The 24,123-nt window shown below is 71.0% G+C and carries 23 protein-coding genes; 16 read left to right on the forward strand and 7 right to left on the reverse strand.

Features of this window, described 5'->3' with window-relative positions; all coding sequences use genetic code 11:
* The first annotated feature begins 171 nt into the window (after positions 1-171).
* Positions 172-1,236, forward strand: a complete 1,065-nt coding sequence (locus AB0M80_RS14660; RefSeq protein WP_364563951.1) for a helix-turn-helix transcriptional regulator — start codon at positions 172-174, stop codon at positions 1,234-1,236.
* Positions 1,233-2,411, forward strand: coding sequence for a hypothetical protein (locus AB0M80_RS14665; RefSeq protein ID WP_364563953.1), 1,179 nt, complete (start codon positions 1,233-1,235; stop codon positions 2,409-2,411). The genes AB0M80_RS14660 and AB0M80_RS14665 overlap by 4 nt, the downstream gene beginning before the upstream one ends.
* Here the strand turns inward: AB0M80_RS14665 and AB0M80_RS14670 are convergent.
* The 3 genes from AB0M80_RS14670 to AB0M80_RS14680 all read right to left on the reverse strand — a co-directional run bounded on the left by AB0M80_RS14670 (position 2,356) and on the right by AB0M80_RS14680 (position 6,508).
* A complete protein-coding gene (locus tag AB0M80_RS14670; RefSeq protein WP_364563956.1) occupies positions 2,356-2,913 on the reverse strand; it encodes a GNAT family N-acetyltransferase in 558 nt (185 codons plus the stop codon). The two genes, AB0M80_RS14665 and AB0M80_RS14670, sit on opposite strands and share 56 nt — an antisense overlap.
* A 108-nt stretch (positions 2,914-3,021) precedes the next feature.
* Positions 3,022-4,863, reverse strand: a complete 1,842-nt coding sequence (locus AB0M80_RS14675) for a glycosyltransferase family 39 protein (RefSeq protein WP_364564770.1) — start codon at positions 4,861-4,863, stop codon at positions 3,022-3,024.
* A 100-nt stretch (positions 4,864-4,963) separates the two neighbouring features.
* A complete protein-coding gene (locus tag AB0M80_RS14680; RefSeq protein WP_364563958.1) occupies positions 4,964-6,508 on the reverse strand; it encodes an ATP-binding protein in 1,545 nt (514 codons plus the stop codon).
* 188 nt (positions 6,509-6,696) lie between these two features.
* Between AB0M80_RS14680 and AB0M80_RS14685 the strand changes: the two genes are divergently transcribed.
* The gene (locus AB0M80_RS14685) at positions 6,697-7,272 is read left to right on the forward strand and encodes a hypothetical protein (protein ID WP_364563966.1); all 576 of its coding nucleotides are present in this window, start codon (positions 6,697-6,699) and stop codon (positions 7,270-7,272) included.
* A 37-nt stretch (positions 7,273-7,309) separates the two neighbouring features.
* Here the strand turns inward: AB0M80_RS14685 and AB0M80_RS14690 are convergent, their stop codons facing one another.
* A complete protein-coding gene (locus AB0M80_RS14690; protein WP_364563969.1) occupies positions 7,310-9,415 on the reverse strand; it encodes a fatty acid desaturase in 2,106 nt (701 codons plus the stop codon).
* A gap of 138 nt (positions 9,416-9,553) precedes the next feature.
* On the opposite strand from AB0M80_RS14690, the gene AB0M80_RS14695 reads away from it, so the two are divergent.
* From AB0M80_RS14695 to AB0M80_RS14725, 7 genes are all read left to right on the forward strand, one after another.
* Positions 9,554-10,144 (forward strand): TetR family transcriptional regulator, encoded by a 591-nt coding sequence (locus AB0M80_RS14695; RefSeq protein WP_364563972.1) that lies wholly within the window; start codon positions 9,554-9,556, stop codon positions 10,142-10,144.
* 128 nt (positions 10,145-10,272) lie between these two features.
* Positions 10,273-11,664 carry a trigger factor gene (gene tig / locus AB0M80_RS14700; protein ID WP_364563974.1) on the forward strand — a complete coding sequence of 464 codons (1,392 nt, stop codon included), beginning with the start codon at positions 10,273-10,275 and terminating at the stop codon, positions 11,662-11,664.
* A 138-nt stretch (positions 11,665-11,802) separates the two neighbouring features.
* Positions 11,803-12,408, forward strand: a complete 606-nt coding sequence (locus AB0M80_RS14705) for an ATP-dependent Clp protease proteolytic subunit (RefSeq protein WP_364563976.1) — start codon at positions 11,803-11,805, stop codon at positions 12,406-12,408.
* A 25-nt stretch (positions 12,409-12,433) separates the two neighbouring features.
* On the forward strand, positions 12,434-13,087 hold the full coding sequence (locus tag AB0M80_RS14710; RefSeq protein WP_364563977.1) for an ATP-dependent Clp protease proteolytic subunit: 654 nt from the start codon (positions 12,434-12,436) through the stop codon (positions 13,085-13,087).
* A 227-nt stretch (positions 13,088-13,314) separates the two neighbouring features.
* Entirely contained in the window at positions 13,315-14,610 is a 1,296-nt protein-coding gene (gene clpX / locus AB0M80_RS14715) for an ATP-dependent Clp protease ATP-binding subunit ClpX (RefSeq protein ID WP_364563979.1), read from the forward strand.
* A 50-nt stretch (positions 14,611-14,660) separates the two neighbouring features.
* A complete protein-coding gene (locus AB0M80_RS14720) occupies positions 14,661-15,071 on the forward strand; it encodes a hypothetical protein (protein ID WP_364563981.1) in 411 nt (136 codons plus the stop codon).
* A 53-nt stretch (positions 15,072-15,124) separates the two neighbouring features.
* Positions 15,125-16,045, forward strand: a complete 921-nt coding sequence (locus tag AB0M80_RS14725; RefSeq protein WP_364563983.1) for an anti-sigma factor RsbA family regulatory protein — start codon at positions 15,125-15,127, stop codon at positions 16,043-16,045.
* 37 nt (positions 16,046-16,082) lie between these two features.
* Here AB0M80_RS14725 and AB0M80_RS14730 read toward each other — a convergent pair whose 3' ends face one another.
* Together AB0M80_RS14730 and AB0M80_RS14735 are read right to left on the reverse strand one after the other, a co-directional pair.
* On the reverse strand, positions 16,083-17,036 hold the full coding sequence (locus AB0M80_RS14730; RefSeq protein WP_364563985.1) for an alpha/beta hydrolase-fold protein: 954 nt from the start codon (positions 17,034-17,036) through the stop codon (positions 16,083-16,085).
* Between the two features lie 77 nt (positions 17,037-17,113).
* Positions 17,114-17,821, reverse strand: coding sequence for a TetR/AcrR family transcriptional regulator (locus AB0M80_RS14735; RefSeq protein WP_364563986.1), 708 nt, complete (start codon positions 17,819-17,821; stop codon positions 17,114-17,116).
* A 70-nt stretch (positions 17,822-17,891) separates the two neighbouring features.
* On the opposite strand from AB0M80_RS14735, the gene AB0M80_RS14740 reads away from it, so the two are divergent.
* Together AB0M80_RS14740 and AB0M80_RS14745 are read left to right on the forward strand one after the other, a co-directional pair.
* On the forward strand, positions 17,892-19,340 hold the full coding sequence (locus AB0M80_RS14740; protein WP_364563988.1) for a carotenoid oxygenase family protein: 1,449 nt from the start codon (positions 17,892-17,894) through the stop codon (positions 19,338-19,340).
* Positions 19,341-19,349: 9 nt separating this feature from the next.
* Positions 19,350-19,472 carry a hypothetical protein gene (locus tag AB0M80_RS14745; protein ID WP_364563990.1) on the forward strand — a complete coding sequence of 41 codons (123 nt, stop codon included), beginning with the start codon at positions 19,350-19,352 and terminating at the stop codon, positions 19,470-19,472.
* A gap of 6 nt (positions 19,473-19,478) precedes the next feature.
* Here the strand turns inward: AB0M80_RS14745 and fdhD are convergent, their stop codons facing one another.
* Positions 19,479-20,303 carry a formate dehydrogenase accessory sulfurtransferase FdhD gene (fdhD, locus tag AB0M80_RS14750; RefSeq protein WP_364563993.1) on the reverse strand — a complete coding sequence of 275 codons (825 nt, stop codon included), beginning with the start codon at positions 20,301-20,303 and terminating at the stop codon, positions 19,479-19,481.
* A gap of 103 nt (positions 20,304-20,406) precedes the next feature.
* On the opposite strand from fdhD, the gene AB0M80_RS14755 reads away from it, so the two are divergent.
* The 4 genes from AB0M80_RS14755 to AB0M80_RS14770 are packed head-to-tail and all read left to right on the forward strand — an operon-like array spanning position 20,407 to position 24,094.
* Positions 20,407-21,762, forward strand: coding sequence for an OFA family MFS transporter (locus AB0M80_RS14755; protein ID WP_364563996.1), 1,356 nt, complete (start codon positions 20,407-20,409; stop codon positions 21,760-21,762).
* On the forward strand, positions 21,762-21,887 hold the full coding sequence (locus tag AB0M80_RS14760) for a hypothetical protein (protein WP_364563999.1): 126 nt from the start codon (positions 21,762-21,764) through the stop codon (positions 21,885-21,887). Before AB0M80_RS14755 ends, AB0M80_RS14760 begins: the two co-directional genes overlap by 1 nt.
* Positions 21,884-22,636 carry an SDR family oxidoreductase gene (locus AB0M80_RS14765; protein ID WP_364564002.1) on the forward strand — a complete coding sequence of 251 codons (753 nt, stop codon included), beginning with the start codon at positions 21,884-21,886 and terminating at the stop codon, positions 22,634-22,636. The genes AB0M80_RS14760 and AB0M80_RS14765 overlap by 4 nt, the downstream gene beginning before the upstream one ends.
* Before the next feature lie 48 nt (positions 22,637-22,684).
* Positions 22,685-24,094 (forward strand): LCP family protein, encoded by a 1,410-nt coding sequence (locus tag AB0M80_RS14770; protein ID WP_364564005.1) that lies wholly within the window; start codon positions 22,685-22,687, stop codon positions 24,092-24,094.
* Positions 24,095-24,123 lie beyond the last annotated feature (29 nt).

The raw sequence follows: 24,123 nt of genomic DNA on the forward strand, positions 1-24,123 counted from the left end.
CCCGGATCAACTGAGATGAATCGGTGTTATCTGTTCGGTGCGAGGAAGTCCCGCTCGGCGTAACGTTTCAGTGCCTGCTTCGGCGGGGCCTCGACAGGGGCACCAGTGACGGGGAGTAGTATCGGTGCCCTCGTCGGGAGTGCTGAAATTTCCTGAAGGGTGGCCCGAGTCGTGTCCCCAGTCTTGCCTCGGCCTGCGCTTGCCCGCCGCCTGCGCGCGCTGCGCGAGGACCTGTGGCCCGAGGCGGGGATCACGCAGACCCAGCTCGCCCGGGCGCTCGGCGGGAGCAAGCCGCTCAGCATCTCGCTGATCTCGTCGTGGGAGAACGCGGACAAGCCGGTCGTGCCGCCGAACAGGCGGCTCGAGGCCTACGCGACGCTGTTCGCGACCCGGCGGTCCCTGGACGGCGCCACCCTGCGTGTCCTCCCTGTCGAGCAACTGACGGACGAGGAGCGGACGCGGCGCAAGGAGCTCTTGGAAGAGCTGCTGTGGTTGCGCGAAGGCCGGGAGTCCACCGCGCCGCGGCCGCCGGCGGACATCTGGACCTTCGACGAGGGGCAGAACATCACCATCGTCTGCGCCCGGCTCCCGGAGAAGTACCGGCGGCACCTCTCCTACGCGAACCCGGAGAGCGCCGACTTCGTCTCGCTGTACACCTACGCCGATCCCGACGCGCTGATCGAGCTGTTCGGGCACATCCGCTCGCGCAACCCCGGCAACAACGTCAAGTTCTGCACCAGCGAGGAGCTGACGGCCGACGACTACACGAGCCACCTCGTCCTGCTCGGCGGGGTGGACTGGAACTCGGTGACCCGGGACGTGATCGAACGGGTGGACCTCCCGGTGGAGCAGGTCGGCCGGGACGACGACGCCGAACACGGCGGGTTCCGGGTGCGGCAGGACGGCGGTCCGAAGCTGTTCGAACCCAAGCTCGACAGCCGGCAGCACCTGCTGGAGGACGTCGCCCACTTCTACCGCGGAGAAAGCCCGTTCAACCGAAAGCGCACGGTGACCGTGTGCAATGGTATGTACGGTCGTGGCACGCTCGGAGCGGTTCGCGCGCTGACGGACGCGCGGTTCCGCGACCGGAACATCGCGTACGTGCGTGAGCGGTTCGGCGATGTGGAACCCTTCAGCATCATCAGCCGGGTGCCTGTCGTCGGCGGACAGGGCCTGACCCCCGACTGGACCCTCGAGGAGAACCGGTTGCACGAGTGGCCCGAGGCTGCCGGGTGAACCCGCGGCAGCACGAGTCGCACCAGGATCTCCTGGCGCACTTCGACACGGAGGGCGTCCCGGGTGCGGCGATGGACGCGATCATCGTGCCCACCGGGCGTCCGGCCGCCTACCTGAGGCAGGCCATCGCCGTGGCCAAGGAACGCGACGTCTTCCTCCTCCTGCTGTGCAGTCTCCGGTCCACCGCGTCCAGCGCGGCCCTCGAGGCGAAGAGCGCCGGGGTCCGTGCGCTCGCGATCGACATCGACCTGCTGAACCCCGGGCTCGTGCCGGAGTTCGCCACCGACCAGGTCCTGCGGTCCACCCGGTTCCGGCGGCAGACCGACACCAGCTTCAAGCGGAACCTGGGGCTGCTGATCGCGGTGCTGGCCGGCTGGAAGCGGATCCTCTTCCTCGACGACGACATCGAGCTGCCGAACCCCGCCGACCTCGATGTCGCCGCCGGTCTGCTCGGCGAATACCCGGTGGTCGGCCTGGCCAACGTGGGCATGCCGGACAACTCCGTCGTCTGCCACGCGATCCGGGACGCCGGGCAGAAGCAGGACACCTTCATCGGGGGCGGTGCGCTCGCGGTCGGCGAGGCCGCCTTCAGCTCGTTCTTCCCCAACATCTACAACGAAGACTGGTTCTTCCTGCTCGACGGCATGAGACTGCGTCCGTCCGCGACCACGGGAACCGCGGTCCAGAAGGACTACGACCCCTACCGCGACCCCCGTCGCGCCCGTGGTGAGGAATTGGGCGACACCCTGGCCGAAGGGGTGTTCGGCCTGTTCGACAGCCACCTCGGCCTGACGCACGCCGACCGGCCGTACTGGCGGGAGTTCCTCGCCGACCGGCGCCGGATCATCCGGGACACCATCAAGCTGGTGCGGTCGGCGCCGATCGAGGCGGGCCAGCAGGCGCGGATGGTCGACTCCCTGCGGGCGGCGATCGGCCGCAGCGAACTGATCACGCCGGCGCTGTGCGTGCGGTACCTGCACGCGTGGCAGCAGGACTGCGTGCGCTGGCGGCAGCGGGTCACCGACCTCCGGCGCGACCACCACGGCGGTTTCGGTGTCGAGCACGCCGTCGAGGCACTGGGCATTCCGCTGGAGGCTCAGGCCGGTGCCGACGTCCGGCTCAACCCGGGTGCGACGCACCGACGGACCATGCTTCGGTCCGGGGCGCGGGTGTGACCGGGATCAGGTTTTTGACCCGCACGTAACAGCGCTCCGGCTCGATCAGGACCGTGCCGTCCGGCAAGGTCGTCCGCGCGTAGCAGGTCACCTCGCCGAAACCCCAATCGCGGTATTCGAGCTTCTCGTAGAGGCCGGCGGCGTAGCGGTTGTCCGTCTGCACCGCGAGTGCGACTCGGTCGAAGCCCTGCTCGACGAGGCAGCGCTCGGCCGCGTCGACCAGCGCCGTGCCGACCCCGTTCCTCCGCAGGCCCCGGTGGACCGCCAGGTGCGTGATCAGGGGGACGTGCGGCAGGTGATCGCGGATGGCCGGCTCCTCGGCCTCCTCGAGCCACAAGTAGACCGCGCCGGCGGGCTGGGGACCGAGCCAGGCCAAGAACAGTTTGCCGTCGCCTTTCCGCTGTCGTTCGAAGCGATCGTCGAAGAATTCGCGGTCACCGAGGACTGCGGCGAACGATTCCAGGTCTGCGGAGCGGGCCGGCCGTACGTGAGGCTCGGTCATCGGCAGGGACTCCTGTTCGCCTGGGCACCACCAGTGTGCCGGAGTGAGCCGGTCCTTGACCAGGTTGCCCTGGCCCGGACCGGCGTCACACCCTGCTTTCGTCGTGTCTCACACGGTCGCAGTCAGGTCGTAGACCGTTACACCGTCCACAGTGGATGCCGAGTAGCGGGACGCCACCCACTCGGCGATCTGCTGGGCCGCGTCCGAGCCGCTGCCGCCCTGCATCGTCATGCCTTCGCCGAGGAAGTAGTGGATCCGCCCGTTCGCCACGTACTGCTGGAACTGCTCCAGCGTCGGGTACGGGTCGGTGCCGTTGAAGCCGCCCACCGCCATCACCGGGGCTCCGCTCGCCAGCTGGTAGCCCGCCGCCGCGTTCGACAACACCGTGGCCGCCGTCCACGTGTACTTCGACGCCTCCTGCTGGAGCAACGCCGTGAGGGAAGCACCGGGTGCCGTCGTGCTCAGCAGCGCACCCGGGCCACCGCCACGACCGCCGCCGGGGCCGCCGAAACCGCCTGGACCGCGACCGCCGAAGCCGGCGGAAGGCCCGGCCGACGGGATGGCGCCGCTGTGGGGCGTCGCCGCTGTGGCGAGGGTGTACGCGCCCGTGCCGGAAAGCAGGACGACCAGGGCGAACGCCGCGACGGTCGAAGCCGCCCAGCGGGTCAGCTGCGCCGCGAAGAACAGGGCCACCGCCGCCAGCAGGCCGCCCACCAGCACCGTCGGGGCCAGCCACGGCTGCCACGACGATCCCAGCAGCAGGTACGCCGTCAAGGCTGTCAGCGCCACCCCGCCGCTGAGCAGGCCGGATGCGGTGGGGTTCGCTCGCAGCCGCCACAGCTGGACCGCTGCCGTACCCACCAGCGCACCCACGGCCGGGGCCAATGCCACCGTGTAGTACGGGTGGATGATCCCGCCCATGTAGCTGAACACCAGCGCCGTCACCAGCAGCCAGCCGCCCCACAGGAGCAGGGCTGCTCGTGACGCGTCCGTGCGCGGGGCCCGGCGCGTGAACCACAGGCCCGCGCCCAGCGCCGGCAGCGCCGCCGGCAGCAGCCAGGCGATTCCGCCCGCCATCTCGCTGCCGAACAGCCTGGTCAGGCCGGTCGAGCCCCAGCCGCGGCCGGCGCCGCCGCCGACGCTGCCCACCTCGTCGCCGGTGATCCGGCCGAAGCCGTTGTAGCCGAACACCAGCTCCCACAGCGAGTTCGTCTGCGAGCCGCCGATGTACGGCCGGTCCGCCGCCGGCCAGAGCGCCACCACGACCAGGTACCAGCCCGCGGAGACGACAGTCGCGCCGAGCGCGCCGAGCAGGTGCAGCAGCCGCTTGCCGAGCGGAACCGGCGCGGCGACCAGGTACGCCACCGCGAACGCGGGCAGCACGAGGAACGCCTGCAGCATCTTCGCCAGGAACCCGAAGCCGACCGCGACGCCGGCCAGCGCGAGCCAGCGCGGGCCCGCCTTCTCGCACGCCCGCACCACGCAGTACGCGCCGGCGACCAGCAGCAGGACGAGCAGCGCATCCGGGTTGTCGAACCGGAACATCAGGGCCGCGGCGGGGGTCAGCGCCAGCACCAGGCCCGAGACGAGCCCGGCCGCCGGGCCGGACGAGCGGCGGACGGTCGCGTACAGCAGCCAGACCGAGCCGACGCCCATCAGCGCCTGCGGCACCAGGATGCTCCACGCGTTCACGCCGAACAGCCGCGCCGACAGACCCATCACCCACAGCGCGGCCGGCGTCTTGTCGACGGTGATCGCGTTGGCCGCGTCGCTGGAACCGAAGAACAGGGCCTTCCAGCTCTGCGAGCCCGCCTGCGCGGCCGCGGAGTAGAAGGCGTTGGCCCAGCCGGAGGCGCCGAGGCCCCACAGGTAGAGCACGGCGGTGCCGAGCAGCAGGACGGCCAAGGCGGGCCGATGCCACGAGAAGCGGGCGGGTGCCGAACGGGCCACAAGGGTTTCGCGGGACGCGAGAGCGTCCTCTTCTCGGGGGCTCGGGGTGGCAGGGTCCCCGGCCCGGGGCGAAGCCCCGGATGTCACAGCGGTCATGAGCTCAGCTTCCGGTGCCGAGCTGGGACCGGCGTGTGCCGATGCTGTGCACTCGCTGTGCGGGCACGGCCACGGGGAGGCGCACCGCGAACTCGGTCCGGCCCGGACGGCTGTGCACCTCGATCGTGCCGTGGTGGGCGACGACGACGGCGGCGGCGATCGCCATCCCGAGCCCGGTGCTGCCGGCTTGGCGGGAGCGCGACGAGTCGCCGCGGGCGAACCGTTCGAAGACGTCCGGCAGCAGGTCAGGGGCGATGCCGGGGCCGTCGTCGGTCACCGTGAGCACGGCGCTGTGGGTGTCCTTCGAGCGGGTCAGCGCCGTCACCACCGTCGTGCCCGGCGGGGTGTGCGTGCGGGCGTTCGCCAGCAGGTTGGCCAGCACCTGGTGCAGGCGCTGGACGTCGCCGGACACGAGGACCGGGTCCGGCGGCAGCTCCAGCAGCCACCGGTGCCCGCGCCCGGCGACCTGGGCGTCGCCGACCGTGTCGGCGACCAGCCGGGTGAGATCGACCTCCCGCACGTCCAGCGGACGGCCCGCGTCGAGCCGGGCGAGCAGCAGCAGGTCCTCGACCAGCGTCGTCATCCGGACGGCCTCGGACTGGATCCGGCCCATCGAATGCGCGACGTCCGGCGGCACCAGCGCGCTGCCGCGGGCGGCCAGTTCGGCGTACCCGCGGATCGCGGCCAGCGGCGTGCGCAGCTCGTGGCTGGCGTCCGCGACGAACTGCCGGACCCGGATTTCGCTGTCCTGGCGCGCTTCCAGCGCCTGCGCGACGTGCCCGAGCATCAGGTTCAGCGCCGAGCCGACCTGGCCGACCTCGGTCCGCGGATCGGTGTCGCCTTCCGGCACGCGGATGGACAGCGCCACCTGACCGCGGTCGAGCGGCAGCTCGGTGACGCGCCCGGCGGTGGCCGCGACGCGCTCGAGCGGGCGCAGCGTGCGGCGGACCGCGAAGGCGCCCAGGAAGGCCGCGCCGAGCACGCCCGCGGCGGCGACGCCGGCCAGGATCAGCCCGACGGTGAGCAACGTGTCGTTGACCGGTTTCATCGGCAGGCCGGTGACCACGACGTCGGCCGTCCCGGCGACCGGCAGCGCCATCAGGCGGTACTCGCCGAGGTCGTCGAAGGACACCGTGTGCGGCTTGCCGTCGGTGGGCACCGCGAGCATGACGGCCTGCTGGTCCGCCGAGAGGAGCAGGCGCTCGCCGTGCTCGGAAATGCTGTCGTCGTGGACGAGCTCCCGCCCCGAGAAGGTGCCGCTGACCGTGCCGACGTTCTGCCCGAGCGGGTGCTGGCCGGGCTGCTCGCCCGGCGGCGGGCCGCCGCCCTGCTGGCGCCCGGCGTTGCTCGCGAAGACGAGCGAGCGCTCCGCCGCGGCGGACAGCTGCTGGTCGACCTGGCGGGTGAGGAAGAGGTCGAGCGCGAATTCGCTGACCACCCCGACGATCAGGCACACCACGGTGAGCAGCACGACCATCGAGCCGGTCAGTTTCGCGCGCAGCGAAAGCCGCCCCCGGCGGGGGCGTGAGGGGACGGTTCGCGCGGCCATGGAGCCAGCGTCCGTCCGCGCTGTGTGTGCGGGTTGTGTGCTGCCTGTGAGGCGGCTGTGCGGTGACCGCCCCGTCGCCGATGTCCGCTTCCTCCGGTCACAGGAACGGCTGACGGCAGGCACAGTCCGCACACAGCGAGCGGCTCCACCGTGGATCACACCAAAGGATCTCGTTGAGGAGCACCATCATGACCACACCGCAGGCACCGTCCACTCCGGACCAGACGTGGGGCGCGGCGCCCGCACCGGGCACGGCCCCGCGGCCGGACCGGTCACCGGGCAAGAAGATCGCGGCGGGCGCCGTCGCGGCGGTGATCGTGGCCGGCGGGGGAGCGGCGATCTGGGCCGCTTCGTCGTCGGCGTCCACCGACGCCCAGGCCGGGCCGGGCGGCATGACGGGCGGCCCCGGCGGCATGCCGGGCGGCGGTCTGGGCGCGGCCCTGCACGGGGAGTACGTGTCCTCCGACGGGAACGGCGGCTACGTCACGAAGATCATGCAGACGGGCGAGGTGACGGAGCTGAGCGCGACGTCGCTGACCGCGAAGAGCGACGACGGGTTCTCGAAGACGTACACGATCACGTCGGCGCAGGCGACGGGCCTGGCGACGGGCGACACGGTGACGGTGGTGGCGACGGAGTCGGGCACCACGGCCACGGCGACGTCGGTGACCGACGGCGAGGCGGGCGCCCAGGGGCAGCAGGGCCAGGCCCCGGGCGGCGGCCAGGGCACCCCGCCTTCGGGCGCCCCGGCCCGGACCGGCTGACCCGGGCTCCCGGGCGTTCGGGGCCGGGCGGGGCGGGTCAGCGGCGGTCGTAGTCGACCGCGACGTGCGGGGTCGTCGCGCGGGAGCGGCAGGTCAGGATCCGGCCCGCCGCGACGTCGTCCTCGGTCAGTGCGTACCGGACGTCCATGTCGACCTGGCCGTGCAGCAGCGTCGCCCGGCACGTGCCGCACGCGCCGCCCGTGCACGAGTACGGCACCTCGAACCCGGCCCGCAAAGCCGCGTCCAGGACCGTCTCCCCGGCTTCGGCCCGGATGCACGTCGTCGTGCCGCCCAGCGTCACCGCCACCTTCGCCGCGGTGCCCGCCGGGTCGCGCAGGGGCGCCGCGCCGCGGAACAGTTCGAAGTGGACGTTCTCCTCCGGGACGTCCGCGTCGGCGAGGGTGCGGCGGGCCATCTCCAGCAGGCCGCGCGGGCCGCAGAGGAACCACTCGTCGACCTTCGCCGGGTGCAGCCGGTTCTGCAGCAGCGCGCGCAGCCGCGTCCCGTCGAGCCGCCCGCGCTGGTAACGCACGTGGGAGATGGCGAGTGCCTCGCCGATCGTGTCGAAGTGCCGGGGCCGGTGCGCGTGCAGGTCCGGGTCGCGTTCGTCGGTGCGGTAGTGGACGACGTGCAGCCGCCCGCCGAACCCCTCGGCGAGCTCGCTCAGCTCCGGCGCGAACAACGTCGTCGCGCCCGAAGTGTTGACGTACAGCAGCGTCGCCCGGCTGTGCGGCTCCGCGGTGAGCGTGCTGACCAGGATGGACAGCACCGGCGTGATGCCGCTGCCCGCGGCCAGCGCCACGTAGTGCGCGGTCCGCGCCGGATCGGGGGTGAGCGTGAACGCGCCGGAGGGCGGCAGCACGTCGAGGACGTCGCCCGCGGCCAGCGTCGTGGCCGCGAAGCCGGAGAACGCCCCACCGGGTCGCCGCTTCACCGCGATCCGCAGCTCGCCCGAGTCCGCCGGCGCGCAGATCGAGTACGTCCGCCGCACGGGACGGCCGTCGACCACCGCGCGGACCGTCACGTGCTGGCCGGGGCTGAACCGGAACTCCGGCGCCAGGTGCGGCGGGACGTCGAAGGTGATCGCGACGGCGTCCGCGGTCAGCGGCCGGACCTCCCGCACCCGCAGCCGGTGGAACCGGCTCGGCCCGAGCGGGGGCGGCTCCGGGCCGGGCTCCCGGTCGCCGAGGTCGTCGGCCAGCCGCCGCCACGAGCGGTACTCCGCCGGGGTCAGCTCCCGGCCCCACGCCGTGATGATCGGGACGTCGCGGGCCAGGTACGCGTCCCGGTTGTCCTGCCACGCCCGCAGGTAGCGGTAGAACGGCACGGCGGGGTGGAGGTGGTGCACCAGGTGGTAGTTCTGGTACAGCATCATCGGCGTCATCAGCCACTCCAGCCCCACCCGCACCCGCGTGGTGCCGAACTTGTCGCGCGGCTTCGCGGCGGGCAGGCCGTGGTGCGGCAGCCAGTCGAACCACCAGGCCAGCACGGCCAGCCCGATCCGCTGCGGCAGCACGTACCCCAGCAGCAGTTCCCGGCCGTGGCCGCCGGCGATCAGCGTCGCGGCCGCGACGAACGCCAGCGACAGCAGCACGATGGTCTCCGCCCGCTCCGGAGCCGGGCGACTGCGCACGCGAACCGTGTAGAACCGCGCGTACCAGAAATCGATGGTGAGCCAGCGGAACGGCAGTGACCACCAGGCTCCCTGCGACGTCCACGCGTCGGGGTCGGTGTGCGAGTCCGCGTTCGTGTTGCGGTGGTGTTCACTGTGGATGAACCGGAGCAGCGGGAACGACGCGTACGCCGCGACGAACGGCATCGCCAGCCTGCCGAGCACCTCGTTGACCCATGTCAGCTTGCCTGCGGCGTGGTGGGCGGATTCGTGCACCACGGTGAACATCGTGAAGGTGACGATCGCGTGCAGCGGCACGGTGAACACCGGCGGCGCGATCCCGGCCAGCAGCAGCCAGGTCGCGGTGACCCACAGCGCGGCGCCGCCGACGAACAACAGCAGTGTCGGCACCGAGAGGCGGGGCAGCGGGATGCGGGGCGAGGGCACCGAGCGCGGGGCCGGCACGCCGGCCGCGGGCGACGGGGATCCGGACGTCCGGGCGCCGCGCGGCGGGGTATCGACGACGGGCATCGAGCGGTCTCCTCGGTCGAGAAGCTCCTGGCGAGGCGGGAGTCACCGTAGACAACCCGGCTGGGTTTGTAAACGTTGTGCCACGCTTCGAAAAAAGGTCCCGGCCAGCCGAACGCAAGCGCTGGGTAAGCTGCCCTTGTGAAGGCCGTCACCCATCCCGCCCCGGCGCGCACCCGGGACCGGCTGCTGGACGCGGCCGCCGCTCTCATCGCCGGGGACGGCTGGACCGCGGTGACGATGGGCAAGCTGGCCGCGCACGTCGGCGTCAGCAGGCAGACCGTCTACAACGAACTCGGCTCCAAGGCCGAGCTGGCCGAGGCGTTGCTGCTGCGCGAAACCGAGCGCTTCGCCGAGCGCGTGGCCGAGGTCGTCGCCGCCCACCCCGGCCGCCCGGCCGACGGCGTCACCGCGGCGTTCCGCCAGACCCTCGAAGCCGCCAGGACCAACCCGCTGCTGCTGACCGCGCTCGGTTGCCCCCAGGGCGGCCGGGACGACTTCCTCCCGCTGCTCACCACCCGGCCCGAGGGCGTGCTCGAGCGTTCGGTCGACGCCGTGGCCGCCCTGTTCGCGCGGTGCTACCCGGAGGCCGGGCTGACCCTTTCGGAGTGGACGGTCGCGGTCGAGGCCTTCGTCCGGCTGCTGCTCTCCCACCTGGTGCAGCCCAGCGGGTCGGTGGCGCACGCGAGCGGTCAGATGCGCTGGGTGATCGGCCGGATGCTGGGCCCCTGACCGCGCAGGTGGCCCCCGCCCCGGTGGCGCAGGCCACTGGCCTAGACTCGGACGTCCCGGCCTGCACGTGACCGGGGCCATTTCCGCAGGATTGTCCACCACAATCGTTACCGCTCGAGGAGAAGACCTTGAAGAGCACCGTCGAGCAGCTGAGCCCGACGCGAGTCAAGATCAATGTCGAGGTGCCGTTCGACGAGCTCAAGCCGAACTTCGACCGCGCCTACCGCAAGATCGCCCAGCAGGTGCGCATCCCGGGCTTCCGGCCCGGCAAGGCGCCCGCTCGCGTCCTGGAAAGCCGGATCGGGCGTGGCCCGGTGCTCGACGAGGTCGTCAACGAGGCCATCCCGGCGAAGTACATCGAGGCCGTCCGCGCCAACGAGGTCCGCACGCTCGGCAACCCCGAGTTCGACGTGACGAAGCTCGAGGACCGCGACGTGCTCGAGTTCACCGCCGAGGTCGACGTGCGCCCGGAGATCGAGCTGCCCGACCTCGAAGGCTTCGCGATCACCGTCGACGACGTCGAGCTGACCGACGCGGAGGTGGACGAGCAGCTCGACGAGCTGCGCGCCCGCTTCGGCACGCTGACCGGCGTCGAGCGCCCGGCCGAGACCGGCGACTTCGTCTCGATCGATCTGTCCGCGACCGTCGACGGCCAGGTCGTCGAGGAGGCGAGCACCACCGGGCTGTCCTACGAGATCGGCTCCGGCCAGCTCGTCGACGGCATCGACGAGGCGATCGTCGGGGCCTCGGCCGGGGAGTCGAAGACGTTCACCACCCAGCTCGTCGCCGGTGACCACGCCGGCAAGGACGCCGAGGTGACCGTGACCGTCCAGTCGGTCAAGACGCGCGAGCTGCCCGAGGCCGACGACGAGTTCGCTCAGATGGCGAGCGAGTTCGACACGATCGAGGAGCTCAAGAACGACCTGCGCGAGCGGCTCGGCCGCGTCAAGAAGATGCAGCAGGGCGTCCAGGCCCGCGACAAGGTGCTCGAGGAGCTCCTGGAGCGCACCGAGGTGCCGATCCCGGAGAAGGTTCTCGACTCCGAGATCGAGAACCGCAAGCACGACGCGATCCACCCGTTCGACCACGACGAGGCCCAGTTCGCGCAGGCCCTCGAGGCCGAAGGCCGCACGCTCGAAGAGTTCGACGCGGAGACCCGCACCGAGTCGGAGAAGGCCGTCCGCACGCAGCTGCTGCTGGACACCATCGCCGACAAGGAAGAGGTTTCGGTCAACGACGGCGAGCTCACCGAGCGGATCATCTACCAGGCCCAGCGCTTCGGGATCAGCCCGGACGAGTACGTCCAGCGCGCCCAGCAGTCGGGCCAGCTGACCGCGATCTACGCCGACGTGCGGCGCGGCAAGGCCCTCGCCTCGGTCGTCCGGAAGACGACCGTGACCGACGGCTCGGGTGCCGCGGTCGACCTTTCGGAGCTGTTCGGCAGCGACGAGCCGGCCGCCGACGCGGCATCGGAAGAGACGCAGGTCACCGACGAAACGGCGAAGACTCCGGCGGAGTGAAGCTGTGAGCGAACTTGGGCGGTGTCAGGCATTCTGCGCCGCCCAAGTTCGTTAGGGTCGGATACAAGATCTCAAGCATCTGAAACGACAGCGGCGGCCGTCAGCACTGGGCCGCTGCCGGCGAAAAGGCAGGCAGACGTGACGCAGCACACGCCCGAGGCGCGGACCGGCACCGCAGGGCTCACCCTCACCGACTCGGTGTTCGAGCGATTGCTCCAGGAGCGCATCGTCGTCCTCGGTTCCGAGGTCAACGACGAGATCGCCAACCGCATCACCGCGCAGCTGTTGCTGCTCGACGCCGACGACGCCGAGTCCGACATCCGCTTCTACATCAACTCGCCGGGTGGCTCGGTCACCGCCGGGTTCGCCATCTACGACACCATGCAGCTGATCCGCCCGGACGTCGCGACCTACGCGATGGGCATGGCGGCCTCGATGGGGCAGTTCCTGCTCTCCTCGGGCACGCCGGGCAAGCGCTACTCGCTGCCGCACGCCCGGATCCTGATGCACCAGCCGTCGGCCGGTGTGGGCGGGACGGCGTCGGACATCGCGATCCAGGCCGACCTCTTCAACAAGTGGAAGCAGGAACTGGCCAAGATCACCGCGGACCAGACCGGGCAGACGGTCGAGCAGATCATCGCGGACGGCGACCGCGACCGCTGGTTCACCGCGCAGGAGGCGAAGGACTACGGGTTCGTGGACCACGTCCTCACCGCCGACATCGCCCGTGCGGGCTCCCGCTGAGCGCGAAGCACCAAGGAGACTTTCGATGAGCAACTTCAGGCTCCCGGGTGACTTCCGGGCCCCGAACATCCCCCAGTCGCGGTACATCCTGCCGTCGTACGTCGAGCGCACCAGCTACGGCGTCAAGGAGTCGAACCCGTACAACAAGCTGTACGAAGAGCGCGTCATCTTCCTCGGCGTGCAGGTGGACGACGCGTCGGCCAACGACGTGATGGCCCAGCTGCTGCACCTCGAGCACGAGGACCCGGACCGCGACATCCTGATCTACATCAACTCGCCGGGTGGCTCGTTCACCTCGTTGATGGCGATCTACGACACCATGCAGTTCGTCCGCCCGGACATCCAGACCTACTGCCTCGGCCAGGCCGCCTCCGCGGCCGCCGTGCTGCTGGCGGCCGGCACGCCGGGCAAGCGCTACGCGCTGCCGAACTCGCGCGTGCTGATCCACCAGCCCGCCACCGAGGGCACCTACGGCCAGGTCTCCGACCTGGAGATCCAGGCGAACGAGATCCAGCGGGTGCGCCGCCAGATGGAGGTCATCCTCGGCAAGCACACCGGCAAGGACCCGGATCAGATCCGCACGGACATCGAGCGGGACAAGATCCTGACCGCCGAGGAGGCCAAGACGTACGGCATCATCGACGAGGTGCTGCCGTACCGGAAGGCGTCGGCGCTGTAGATCCGCCGGGCCGGTGTGTGTCGAGAAGACGACACACACCGGCATCCTGGTTTAGGGTCGTCCTCTGACGTGCTCCCGGAACTCGTGGGTGTTCCCGCCCGCGGCATCGGACGAGTACCGTCAGTGGCAATGTGTGGGGCTCCGCTCGGTCCACGTGACCGGGGGTCGCACCGTCGCAACACAGTCAGGCGCGGAAACCCGCGCCGGAGGGGACGAGGTCAACGGCCATGGCACGGATCGGTGACGGCGGAGACCTGCTGAAGTGTTCTTTCTGCGGGAAGAGCCAGAAGCAGGTGAAGAAGCTCATTGCCGGCCCCGGGGTCTACATCTGCGATGAGTGCATCGACCTCTGCAATGAGATCATCGAGGAGGAGCTGGCCGAGGCCGGCGACGTGAAGCTCGACGAGCTGCCCAAGCCCGCCGACATCCACGAGTTCCTCGAGCAGTACATCATCGGGCAGGAGGACGCCAAGCGGACCCTCGCGGTAGCGGTCTACAACCACTACAAGCGGATCCAGGCGGACGACAAGGCCGGACCGAAGGACTCCAAGGAGGAGTCGGTCGAGCTCGCCAAGTCGAACATCCTGATGCTCGGCCCCACCGGGTGTGGCAAGACCTACCTGGCGCAGACGCTCGCGAAGCTGCTGAACGTGCCGTTCGCGATCGCGGACGCCACGGCGCTGACCGAGGCCGGCTACGTCGGCGAGGACGTCGAAAACATCCTGCTCAAGCTCATCCAGGCGGCGGACTACGACGTCAAGCGGGCCGAGACCGGGATCATCTACATCGACGAGGTCGACAAGATCGCCCGGAAGAGCGAGAACCCCTCGATCACCCGGGACGTCTCCGGCGAGGGTGTTCAGCAGGCACTGCTGAAGATCCTCGAGGGCACCACCGCTTCGGTCCCGCCGCAGGGCGGCCGCAAGCACCCCCACCAGGAGTTCATCCAGATCGACACGACGAACGTGCTGTTCATCGTGGCCGGCGCGTTCGCCGGGCTGGAGAAGATCATCAACGAGCGGGTCGGCAAGCGCGGCCTCGGCTTCGGCGCGGAGATCCGCACCAAGTCCGAGATCGAGGAAAGCGACGTCTTCTCCGACACCATGCCCGAGGACCTGATCAAGTTCGGGCTGATCCCGGAGTTCATCGGCCGGCTCCCGGTCGTGGCGACGGTCAGCCACCTGGACAAGGAATCGCTGGTCAGCATCCTCACCCAGCCGCGCAACGCCCTGGTGAAGCAGTACAAGAAGCTCTTCGAGATGGACAACGTCGAGCTCGAGTTCACCAAGACCGCGCTCGAGGCCATCGCCGACCAGGCGGTCCTGCGGGGCACGGGTGCCCGCGGGCTGCGCGCCATCATGGAAGAGGTGCTGCAGCCGGTCATGTACGACATCCCGAGCCGCGACGACGTGGCGAAGGTCGTCATCACCGAGCAGACCGTCCGGGAGAACGTGAACCCGACGATCGTCGCCCGGCAGCCGACTCGGCGCACGCGCAGCGAGCGCGGCGAGAAGTCGGCCTGAGGCCGGGCGTCTCCGGGTCACCCGGCCCGGAGACCCGACAGGAAAGCTGAATGACTGCTGACTCCTTCCCGGGTTCCGGGGCCGCTCCCGGTGGTGGTGTGCAAGCGCCGCCACCGCCGGCCCCGGAACCCGCCGGGACCGTCCCGGCCGGCCGGGTCCTGGGGTTCCGTGAGCTGAGCGAACGCGTGATCGTGTCCGTCGCCGACCGGTACCCGTGGCTGAATCGCGTGCTGATGGGCATGCTGGCCGTGTTCACCGGCACGTGCGTCGTGGCTGTGGTGGCCCGGCTGTCGCCGTTGCCGCTGATCCCCGTGCCGTTGTTCGTCGTCGCCGCGTACGGGCTGTGGCAGGCGCGCGGCGTGACCGAGCGGCGTCAGCTGTTCAACTGGGTGCTCCTGTTCGCGGTCGCGACCATGGTCGGCTTCTGGCTGATTTCGGTCGTCGGCCGTTGGGTCGAGTGAACTCCGCCGTCCGGAGGGGTTTGCGGTCACCGGCGGCGGGGTAAGACAATCCCGTGGTAGATGCCCTCAGACCGTTCCGGCATCCGGCACTCTTCTATCGCGGTGACACCGAGTACCTCGACGGTGTCATTCCGTTCCTGCTGGAAGGTCTCGACCGGGGCGAGCCCGCGGCCGTCGCCGTTCCCGGCCGCAACCTGCTGCTGATCGAGAAGGCCCTGGAAGGCCGGGCGAACGACGTGCGGTTGCTCGACATGCAGCGGGCGGGCCGCAATCCCGGCGCCATCCTGCCGTTGGTGCTGCACGCTTTCGCCGGTGAACACGCCGGCCCGGTGCGCATCGTGGGCGAGCCGATCTGGGCCGGCCGCACGGACTCCGAGTACCCGGCGTGCGTGGTGCACGAAGCACTCATCAACAACGCCTTCGCCGGACGTGACCTGGCGGTGCTCTGCCCGTACGACGTCGGGGCGCTGCCGCCGCCGATCCTGGCCGACGCCGAGCGCACCCATCCCGAGCTGTGGGGCCTGGCCGGGCCGTTCATCAGCCCGCGCTTCGATCCCGACGGCGTGCGCGCGGACTTCACCCGGCCGCTCGAGCCGCCGTGGGGCGCGGTCGAGCGCGGATTCGACATCGGGCAGCTGGCTTCGTTGCGCGGCTTCACGGAGATCTGGGCCGCCCGGCACGGCCTGCGCCGTCCGCGGCGGGACGACTTCGCGCTGGCGATCGCCGAGCTGGCGACGAACAGCGTGCTCTACGGCGGCGGCACCGGCTTGCTGCGGCTGTGGGCGGAGCCGTCGCAGGTGGTCGCCGAAGTGACCGACGACGGGACGATCGCCGAGCCGCTGGCCGGCCGCATCCCGCCGTCGGCCATGACGCCGGGCGGGCGCGGCCTCCTGCTGGTGAACCGGCTGGCCGACCTGGTCCGCACGTATTGGGTCCCGGGCCGCACGACGACCCGGGTCCACTTCGCCCGCTGAGCGGCCCGGCTCACGACCCGGCCCTTCGGGGACGGGCTCAGTCGGCGCGGGGGACGTGCTTGCCGAGGAAGCTGACCAAGCTCGGCACCACCGTCCGGTTGAACGGGTCGCCGTGCTTGCCGTGCGCCGTGTGCGCGACCGCCGGGCGGGCGGCGTCGATGTAACGGCGGACGCCGGTGATGAACGAGTCCTCGGTGCCGCACCAGACGCCGTTGGCCACGCCCTTGGTCTCGTCGATGTGCCGCAGCGGGTCGAGCGCCGTCCAGTCCTGGATGCCGGTGAAGATGTGGCGCTTGGCCATCTCCGGCCACGACGTGATCAGCGCCGGGGCCAGCGTCGCGACGGCGGCGGGCGGCTGGCGCCGCTCGACCCGGCGGCGCGTGTACACCAGCGCGCCGAACCCGCCCATCGACGCGCCCGTGCAGGCGAACGGCAGCCCGGTGGGGCCGGCGAAGCCGCGGGCCCGCAGCCACTGCGGGACCTCCTCCAGCAGCATCGCCATCGGGTCGTCGCCCGGGTGGACCTGGTGCCAGTAGTTGTCGCCGCCGTCGACGGCGACGAAGCCGAACGCCGGGACCGCCTTGCGGGCGACGTCGCTGGCGAGCTGCTTGAGCGTGCCGGTCGGGGCCGCGCTGCGGGCGTTGCCGTGCAGGCCGTGCAGCATGAGCGACATCGGCAGCCCGCGCGGTGGGGTCTTCGACGGCAGGATGAACACCAGGTCGACCATCCGGCCGCGGGCCGCGGAGTAGACGCGCTCGACGCGGGTGCTGCCCAGCTGGGTCGTCGGGTTCGACGACGTCACGCCGAGCGTGCGCTGCAGGGCCTGGCTGAACGGCAGCTTGCCGGTCGCGGTGCCGACGGCCAGGCCGGTCACGGCCAGCCCGGACGCACCCGCGATCAGCACCGAACGGCGGCTCAGCCACCGCCGGGCGCCCTGGACCGCCTCGACGACCGCCCCGGAGGGCTCCGCCTCCCCGTTTTCCTCGTTCACCTGTCTCCGTCCCCCTTGCCCCTCATTAGGACGCCGCGCACCCGCTCCGCGTTCCCCTCGCGCCCTTGCACACCGGGTTAGTCGTTCCCGACCTGCCCGGCGTTTCCGGTCCTCGCCCGCCAAGCCGCCTTCGCGGTTTCGGCCGAGCGTTCGGCCCGCTCCACAGTGTCCCCGAGACCCACCGCCATCGTGATCCCGAGGGGGATCAAAATGTGGTCTATGCCCTGTTCGCCGGGGCCGAAGTGGCCGGACGCCTCCAGTGTGACGAACCCGTGCAGCGCGCTCCACAGCTGGGCGGCGGCCTGGTACTCGTCCGCGGCCCGGAACCGGCCGGCTTCGATGGCCCGCTCGGTCGCGCGGACGATGTGGGTGAACGCCTCCAGCCCCTCCTGAGCGGCTTCGCGGCCTTCCTCGGTCGTGAGGTCGGAGAGCGTCGCCCGCTTGCCGCCGGGCGCGGACTGGCCGAACGTCACCGCGAACAGCTGCGGCTGCTCGGCGACCGCCTGCCGGTAGGTGCGGGCCAGGCTGAAGATGTCCGCCACCGGGTCGCCGGTTTCCCCGACCTCGGCCAGCCACTCCGACAGCCGCACGTAGCCGGCGCGCGCGACCTCGTCGACCAGCGCGGCCATGCCGCCGAAGTGGGTGTACACCGCCATCGTCGAGGCGCCGACCTCGGCCGCGAGCTTGCGGGCCTGCAGGGCTTCGGGCCCGCTCTCGTCGAGCAGCCGGATGGCGGCCTCGACGAGCCGGGCCTTGACGTCCGTCGCGCGCGGTTTCGGGCTCATGCTTGCCAGTATCCCATAACCCTGTTATACCTGTATGCATAACCAAGTTATAAATCCGTGGAGGGGTCGCATGGGCAACAAGTTCCTCGAAGGAAACTTCGCCCCGGTCAGCCGGGAGCACACGATCACCGAGCTCGCCGTCACCGGGCGGATCCCGGAGTTCCTCGACGGCCGGTACCTGCGCAACGGCCCCAATCCGCTGTCCGAAGTGGACCCGGCGGCCTACCACTGGTTCATGGGCGACGGCATGGTCCACGGCGTGCGCCTGCGCGACGGCCAGGCCGAGTGGTACCGCAACCGGTGGGTGCGCAACCCCGCCGTCACGGCGGCGCTGAACGGCGAGGACGCGAGCCGGTTCTGCGGGCTGGACGCGCTCGGCGCCAACACCAACGTCATCGCTCACGCGGGCAAGACCCTCGCCCTGGTCGAGGCGGGCGCGCCGATCTACGAGCTGACCGACGAGCTCGACACCGTCGGCCGCTGCGACTTCGACGGCACGCTCCCCGGCGGCTACACCGCCCACCCCAAGCGCGACCCGCGCACCGGTGAGCTGCACGCCGTCTCGTACTTCTTCGGCATGGGCAACAAGGTCCAGTACTCGGTGATCGACACCGGCGGCCGCGCCCGCCGCACGGTCGACGTCGAGGTCACCGGGTCGCCGATGATGCACGACTTCTCGCTGACCGAGAAGCACGTCGTGTTCTACGACCTGCCGGTCACGTTCAACGCCGGGATGGCGGTCGCCACCGGCGTGCCGGCTGCCTTGCGCACGCCGGCGAAGCTGGTGGTGTCGGCCATGGTCGGCAAGGTCCGGGTGCCGGACCCGGTGACCGCGATGATGGCCCGCAAGATCGGCGCGAACGGCGGCCTGCCGTACCGCTGGGACCCGAAGTACCCGGCGCGGATCGGGGTCATGCCGCGCGAAGGCGGCAGCCGGGACGTCCGGTGGTTCGACGTCGAGCCGTGCTACGTCTTCCACCCCCTCAACGCCTACGACAGTGGTGGGTCGGACGACAGCGTCGTGCTCGACGTCGTCCGCCACCCGCGGATGTTCGACCGCGAGCTCCACGGCCCGGACGAGGGCGGCCCCACCCTGGACCGCTGGACCGTCGACCTCGTCGCGGGCAAGGTCCTGGAGGACCGGCTCGACGACCGCGGCCAGGAGTTCCCCCGCGTCGACGACCGGCTCGTCGGCCACCGCCACCGCTACGGCTACACGATGTCGGCCGACGACGGCGCGCAACCCGGCGGCTCGCTGTTCAAGCACGACTTCCACACCGGTTCACGGGACGAGCGCGTGTTCGGCGGCGGACGGCAGCCCGGCGAGTTCGTCTTCGTGCCTCGCCACGACGAAGCGGCCGAGGACGACGGCGTCCTGCTGGGTTTCGTCTTCGACCCGGCGACGCAGCGCAGCGACCTGACGATCCTGGACGCGGGCACGCTGGAAACCGTGGCGGCGATCCACCTGCCGGACCGCGTGCCCCACGGCTTCCACGGCAACTGGGTCGCCTCGGTCTAGGCTGACGCTATGCGCAAACGGGACGGCATCGTCGGCTGCGTGACGCTGCTCGTCCTGATCGCGATGATCGTGCTGATCCTGGCCGCGCTGATCTACGGAATCCTGGCCGTGGCGAAGGTGCTGCCCCATTGAGCAGGCTTAGGTGAGCAAGCGGTGGTCACCGGTGTAGAGGTTCATCGAGTCGCCGCGCAGGAAGCCGATCAGCGTCATGCCGTTCTCCTCGGCCAGCTCGACGGCCAGTGACGACGGCGCGGACACCGCGGCCAGCAGCCCGATACCGGCCATCGCGGCCTTCTGGACCAGCTCGAACGACGCACGCCCGGACACCAGCAGGCCGTACCCGGGCGCCGGCACGCGTCCTGCGAGAACGGCCCAGCCGAGCACCTTGTCCACCGCGTTGTGCCGTCCGACGTCCTCGCGGACGACGTCGAGCTCGCCGTCCGGGGTGAACAGCGCCGCCGCGTGGAGGCCGCCGGTGCTGGCGAACACCTTCTGGCGGGTGCGCAGCACATCCGGCAGGCCGGACAGGGTCTCGCTCTTCACCGCGAAGGCGGCCTCGGCGGGGGAGAAGCGCGTGCGGAGCTTGACCGCGTCCAGCGCGGCCTTGCCGCAGACCCCGCACGACGAGGTGGTGTAGAAGTTGCGCTCCACGCCGGTGTCCGGGGGCGGGACGCCGTCGGCCAGCGCGATGTCCAGCACGTTGTAGGTGTTGCGGCCCTGGTCGTCGACGCCGTCGCAGTAGCGGGCGACCGACACGTCCTCGCGGCCGCCGATCACGCCCTCGGACAGCAGGAACCCGTGGGCCAGCTCGACGTCGTGCCCCGGCGTGCGCATGGTGACGGCCAGCGCCTTGCCGCCGACCCGCAGCTCGAGGGGCTCTTCGGCCGCCAGTGCGTCGGGGCGGCGCCGGTCCCCGGTCGCGGAGATCCGCCGTACCGGCCTGCGCACGGTCACCCTGCCCATCGCCTGCACCTTTCCCGTCCCGGAAGTTTGACACTCGCATGGTGCAACACCGGGTATTTAGTAATACATTCCCTCCATCATCCCCAGAATACGGAGGGAACCGATGGCTCTCGGCTTCCTGGACCGATCCCGGATCGTGGCGCCGCCGGGCTGGACGCGCTGGCTGGTGCCGCCGGCGGCCCTCTCGGTGCACCTGTCGATCGGGCAGGCTTACGCGTGGAGCGTCTTCAAGACCCCGCTCGAGAAGACGATGCACCTCAACGGTACGCAGAGCTCGCTGCCGTTCCAGCTCGGCATCGTCATGCTCGGGCTGTCCGCGGCCTTCGGCGGCACGCTCGTCGAGCGCAACGGCCCTCGCTGGGCGATGTTCGTGTCGATGTGCTGCTTCGCCAGCGGCTTCCTCGTCTCCGCGCTCGGGGTGGCGACCGGGCAGTTCTGGCTGGTCGTCCTCGGCTACGGCGGCATCGGCGGGGTCGGGCTCGGCATCGGCTACATCTCGCCGGTGTCGACGCTGATCAAGTGGTTCCCGGACCGGCCGGGCATGGCCACCGGGATCGCGATCATGGGCTTCGGCGGCGGCGCGCTGATCGCTTCGCCGTGGTCGTCGTCGATGCTCGGCACCGCGCCGGACGCGGGGACGATCGCGACGGCGTTCCTCGTCCACGGCCTCGTGTACGCGGTGTTCATGTCGCTGGGCTGGCTGCTCGTGCGGGTCCCGGCCGACGACTGGAAGCCCGCGGGCCGGGAGCCGAAGACCGACCACGGCGCCGCCATGATCACGACCGCGAACGTGTCGGCGGCCAACGCCCTCAAGACCCCGCAGTTCTGGTGCCTCTGGGTCGTGCTGTGCTTCAACGTGACGGCGGGCATCGGCATCCTGGAGAAGGCTTCGCCGATGATCCAGGACTTCTTCAAGGGCACGTCGACGCCGGTGGGCGTGGCCTCGGCGGCCGGGTTCGTCGCGCTGCTGTCGCTGTGCAACATGCTCGGCCGGTTCGTCTGGTCGTCCACTTCGGACCTCGTCGGCCGCAAGAACATCTACCGCACCTACCTCGGGGTCGGCGCGGTGCTGTACCTGGTGATCGCGCTGACGCAGAACTCGTCGAAGCTCGTGTTCATCCTGTGCGCGATGGTGATCCTGTCGTTCTACGGCGGCGGTTTCGCGACGGTCCCGGCGTACCTGAAGGACCTCTTCGGCACCTACCAGGTCGGCGCGATCCACGGCAGGCTGCTCACGGCGTGGTCGGTGGCCGGGGTGCTCGGCCCGCTGATCGTCAACCGGATCGCCGACAGCGAGAAGGCGGCGGGCAAGTCCGGTCCCGACCTGTACACGACGTCGTTCTACATCATGATCGGCCTGCTCGTGGTCGGCTTCGTGGCCAACGAACTGGTGCGGCCGGTGCGGGAGAAGTACCACGAGCCGGTGCCGGCGGGCACGGCCGCGAGGAGTGAGGCGTGATGGCGGAACAGGAAACCCGGCCGAACCGCGTGCCGCTGATCGTGCTGGCCTGGGCGTGGGTCGTGCTGCCCTTCGGCTACGGCGTGTACCAGCTGTTCCTGAAGCTGGTGCAGTTGTTCGGATGAGCAACGGCGTTCTCGTCACCGGCGCTTCCCGGGGCATCGGGCGGGCGGTGGCCACCGCGTTCGCGGCGCGCGGCCACCGCATCGCCGTCCACTACGGACACCGCGCCGCCGACGCCGAGGAGACCCTGGCCGCGCTGCCCGGCGCGGGGCACGTGCTGATCGGCGGCGACCTCGCCGACCCCGAGGCGGCGCGGCGCATCGCCGACGCGGCCGAAGCCGGGCTGGGCGGGGTCGACGTGCTGGTCAACAACGCCGCCGTCGCCACGTCGGCCGGCACCGCGCACCCGGTCGCCTCGGTGTCCTATGCGGACTGGCAGCGGATCTGGCGGCACACCCTCGACGTCAACCTCGTGGGCGCGGCGAACCTGAGCTACTGCGTCGCCCGGCACCTGATCGGGCGCGGCGCGCCGGGCCGGATCGTCAACATCGGCTCGCGCGGGGCGTTCCGGGGCGAGCCCGACCACCCGGCGTACGGGGCGAGCAAGGCCGCACTGCACGCGTTCGGCCAGTCGCTCGCCGTCTCCCTCGCGCCCCACGGGATCTCCGTGACGTCGGTCGCTCCCGGCTTCACCGCCACCGAGCGCGTGGCCGACCGGATCGACGACGCCCTGCGCGCGCAGAGCCCGTTCGGCCGGGTCGGCACGCCCGAGGAGGTCGCCGCGGCCGTGGTGTACCTGGCTTCCGCCGAAGCGACCTGGGCCTCCGGGACGATCCTCGACCTCAACGGAGCCTCGCACCTGCGGATGTGACTCCGCTCACTCGTGCAGCGGATGCCCGTGCTCGGGCGTCGAGGAGGCGTGCATCCACTGGGGAAGATGGCCGTCGCCGGGCTGGCCATGATCGTGTTCGGCGGCACGGCGTACGGCTACGCGAACCTTCACGCCCTCGACGGGGTGACGCGCGACAGGGTGATCGACCCGGACGGCGAGACCCGGCCGGGGGAACAGCCCGCTGACGGCTCGCTCGACATCCTCCTCGTCGGCCGGGACGCCCGCAGCGACAACCAAGGCAACCCGCTGGCGCCGGAATTGCTGCGTGAGCTGCGGGCCGGCGCCAACGGCGACGACCTCACCGACACCCTGATCGTGCTGCGGATCCCGAACGGCACGAAAGAGGTGAAAGCGTTTTCCATCCCGCGGGACAGCTACGTGTCGATGCCGGGCGGGAAGGGGAAGATCAACGCCGCGTTCGGGCGGGCGAAGGCGGGCGAAGCGGGGCGGTTGCGCAAGGAGGGGGAGACCGACAAGGCGAAGATCGACCAGGCCGCCCTCACCGCCGGGCGGCGCGCGACGCGCCAGGCGGTCGAAGACCTCACCGGCGTGAAGATCGACCACTTCGCCGAGGTCAACCTGCTCAGCTTCTACGAGATCAGCAAGGCCGTCGGCGGCGTCGAGGTCTGCCTGAAGAACGCCACCAAGGACAAGGACTCCGGCGCGGACTTCCAGGCCGGGCCGCAGCGCGTCTCGGGTGCGGACGCGCTCGCCTTCGTCCGGCAGCGCGACGGCCTCCCGGGCACCGACTTCGCCCGCGTCCGGCGCCAGCAGGTGTTCCTCGCCGGGCTGGCCAGGCAGGTGCTGTCGGCGGGCACGCTGGCCGACCCGGGGAAGCTGTCGGACCTGATCGACGCGGTGAAGCGCTCGGTGGTGCTGGACGACTCGTGGAACCTGCTCGACTTCGTCGCCCAGATGCGTGGGGTCAGCGGCGGCGGGATCCAGTTCGCGACGATCCCCGTGGTGAACGTGGACTACCGCTACGACCCGGACAACCCGCGTGCCACCGCGGTCCGGGTCGACCCGGACGCGGTGAAGGCCTTCGTGGCGAGCCTGATCGGGACCGCGGGCCCGGCCAAGCCGGCTGCGGCCCCGGTCACCGTCGACGTGTCCAACGCGAGCCCGCGGAAGGGCCTCGCGGCCCGCGTGGCCGGGTTCCTCGTCCAGCACGGGTTCACCCAGGGCGGTACCGAGAACGCCGGCACCCGGCGGACGTCACTGGTCCGGTTCGGCCCCGACCTCGCCGAGCGCGGCGCCGAGGTGGCGAAGCTGCTGGGCGGGCTGGCGACGCAGCAGTCGGCGTCGGTGCCGGCCGGGCACATCGAGGTGGTGCTCGGGACGGTGTACGACGGCCCCGGCGTGGCCGCCGGCGGCGGCGCTCCGGCGGGGGCCGGTGACGAGCCGATCACCTCGAGCGGGGTCGTCTGCGTGAATTGATCGACGGTGAAGTACGGGTTTTTCCGTTG

Origin of the sequence: Amycolatopsis sp. NPDC051045 (assembly GCF_040682955.1) — a bacterium.
In the GTDB taxonomy this organism is placed as follows: Bacteria; Actinomycetota; Actinomycetes; order Mycobacteriales; family Pseudonocardiaceae; genus Amycolatopsis.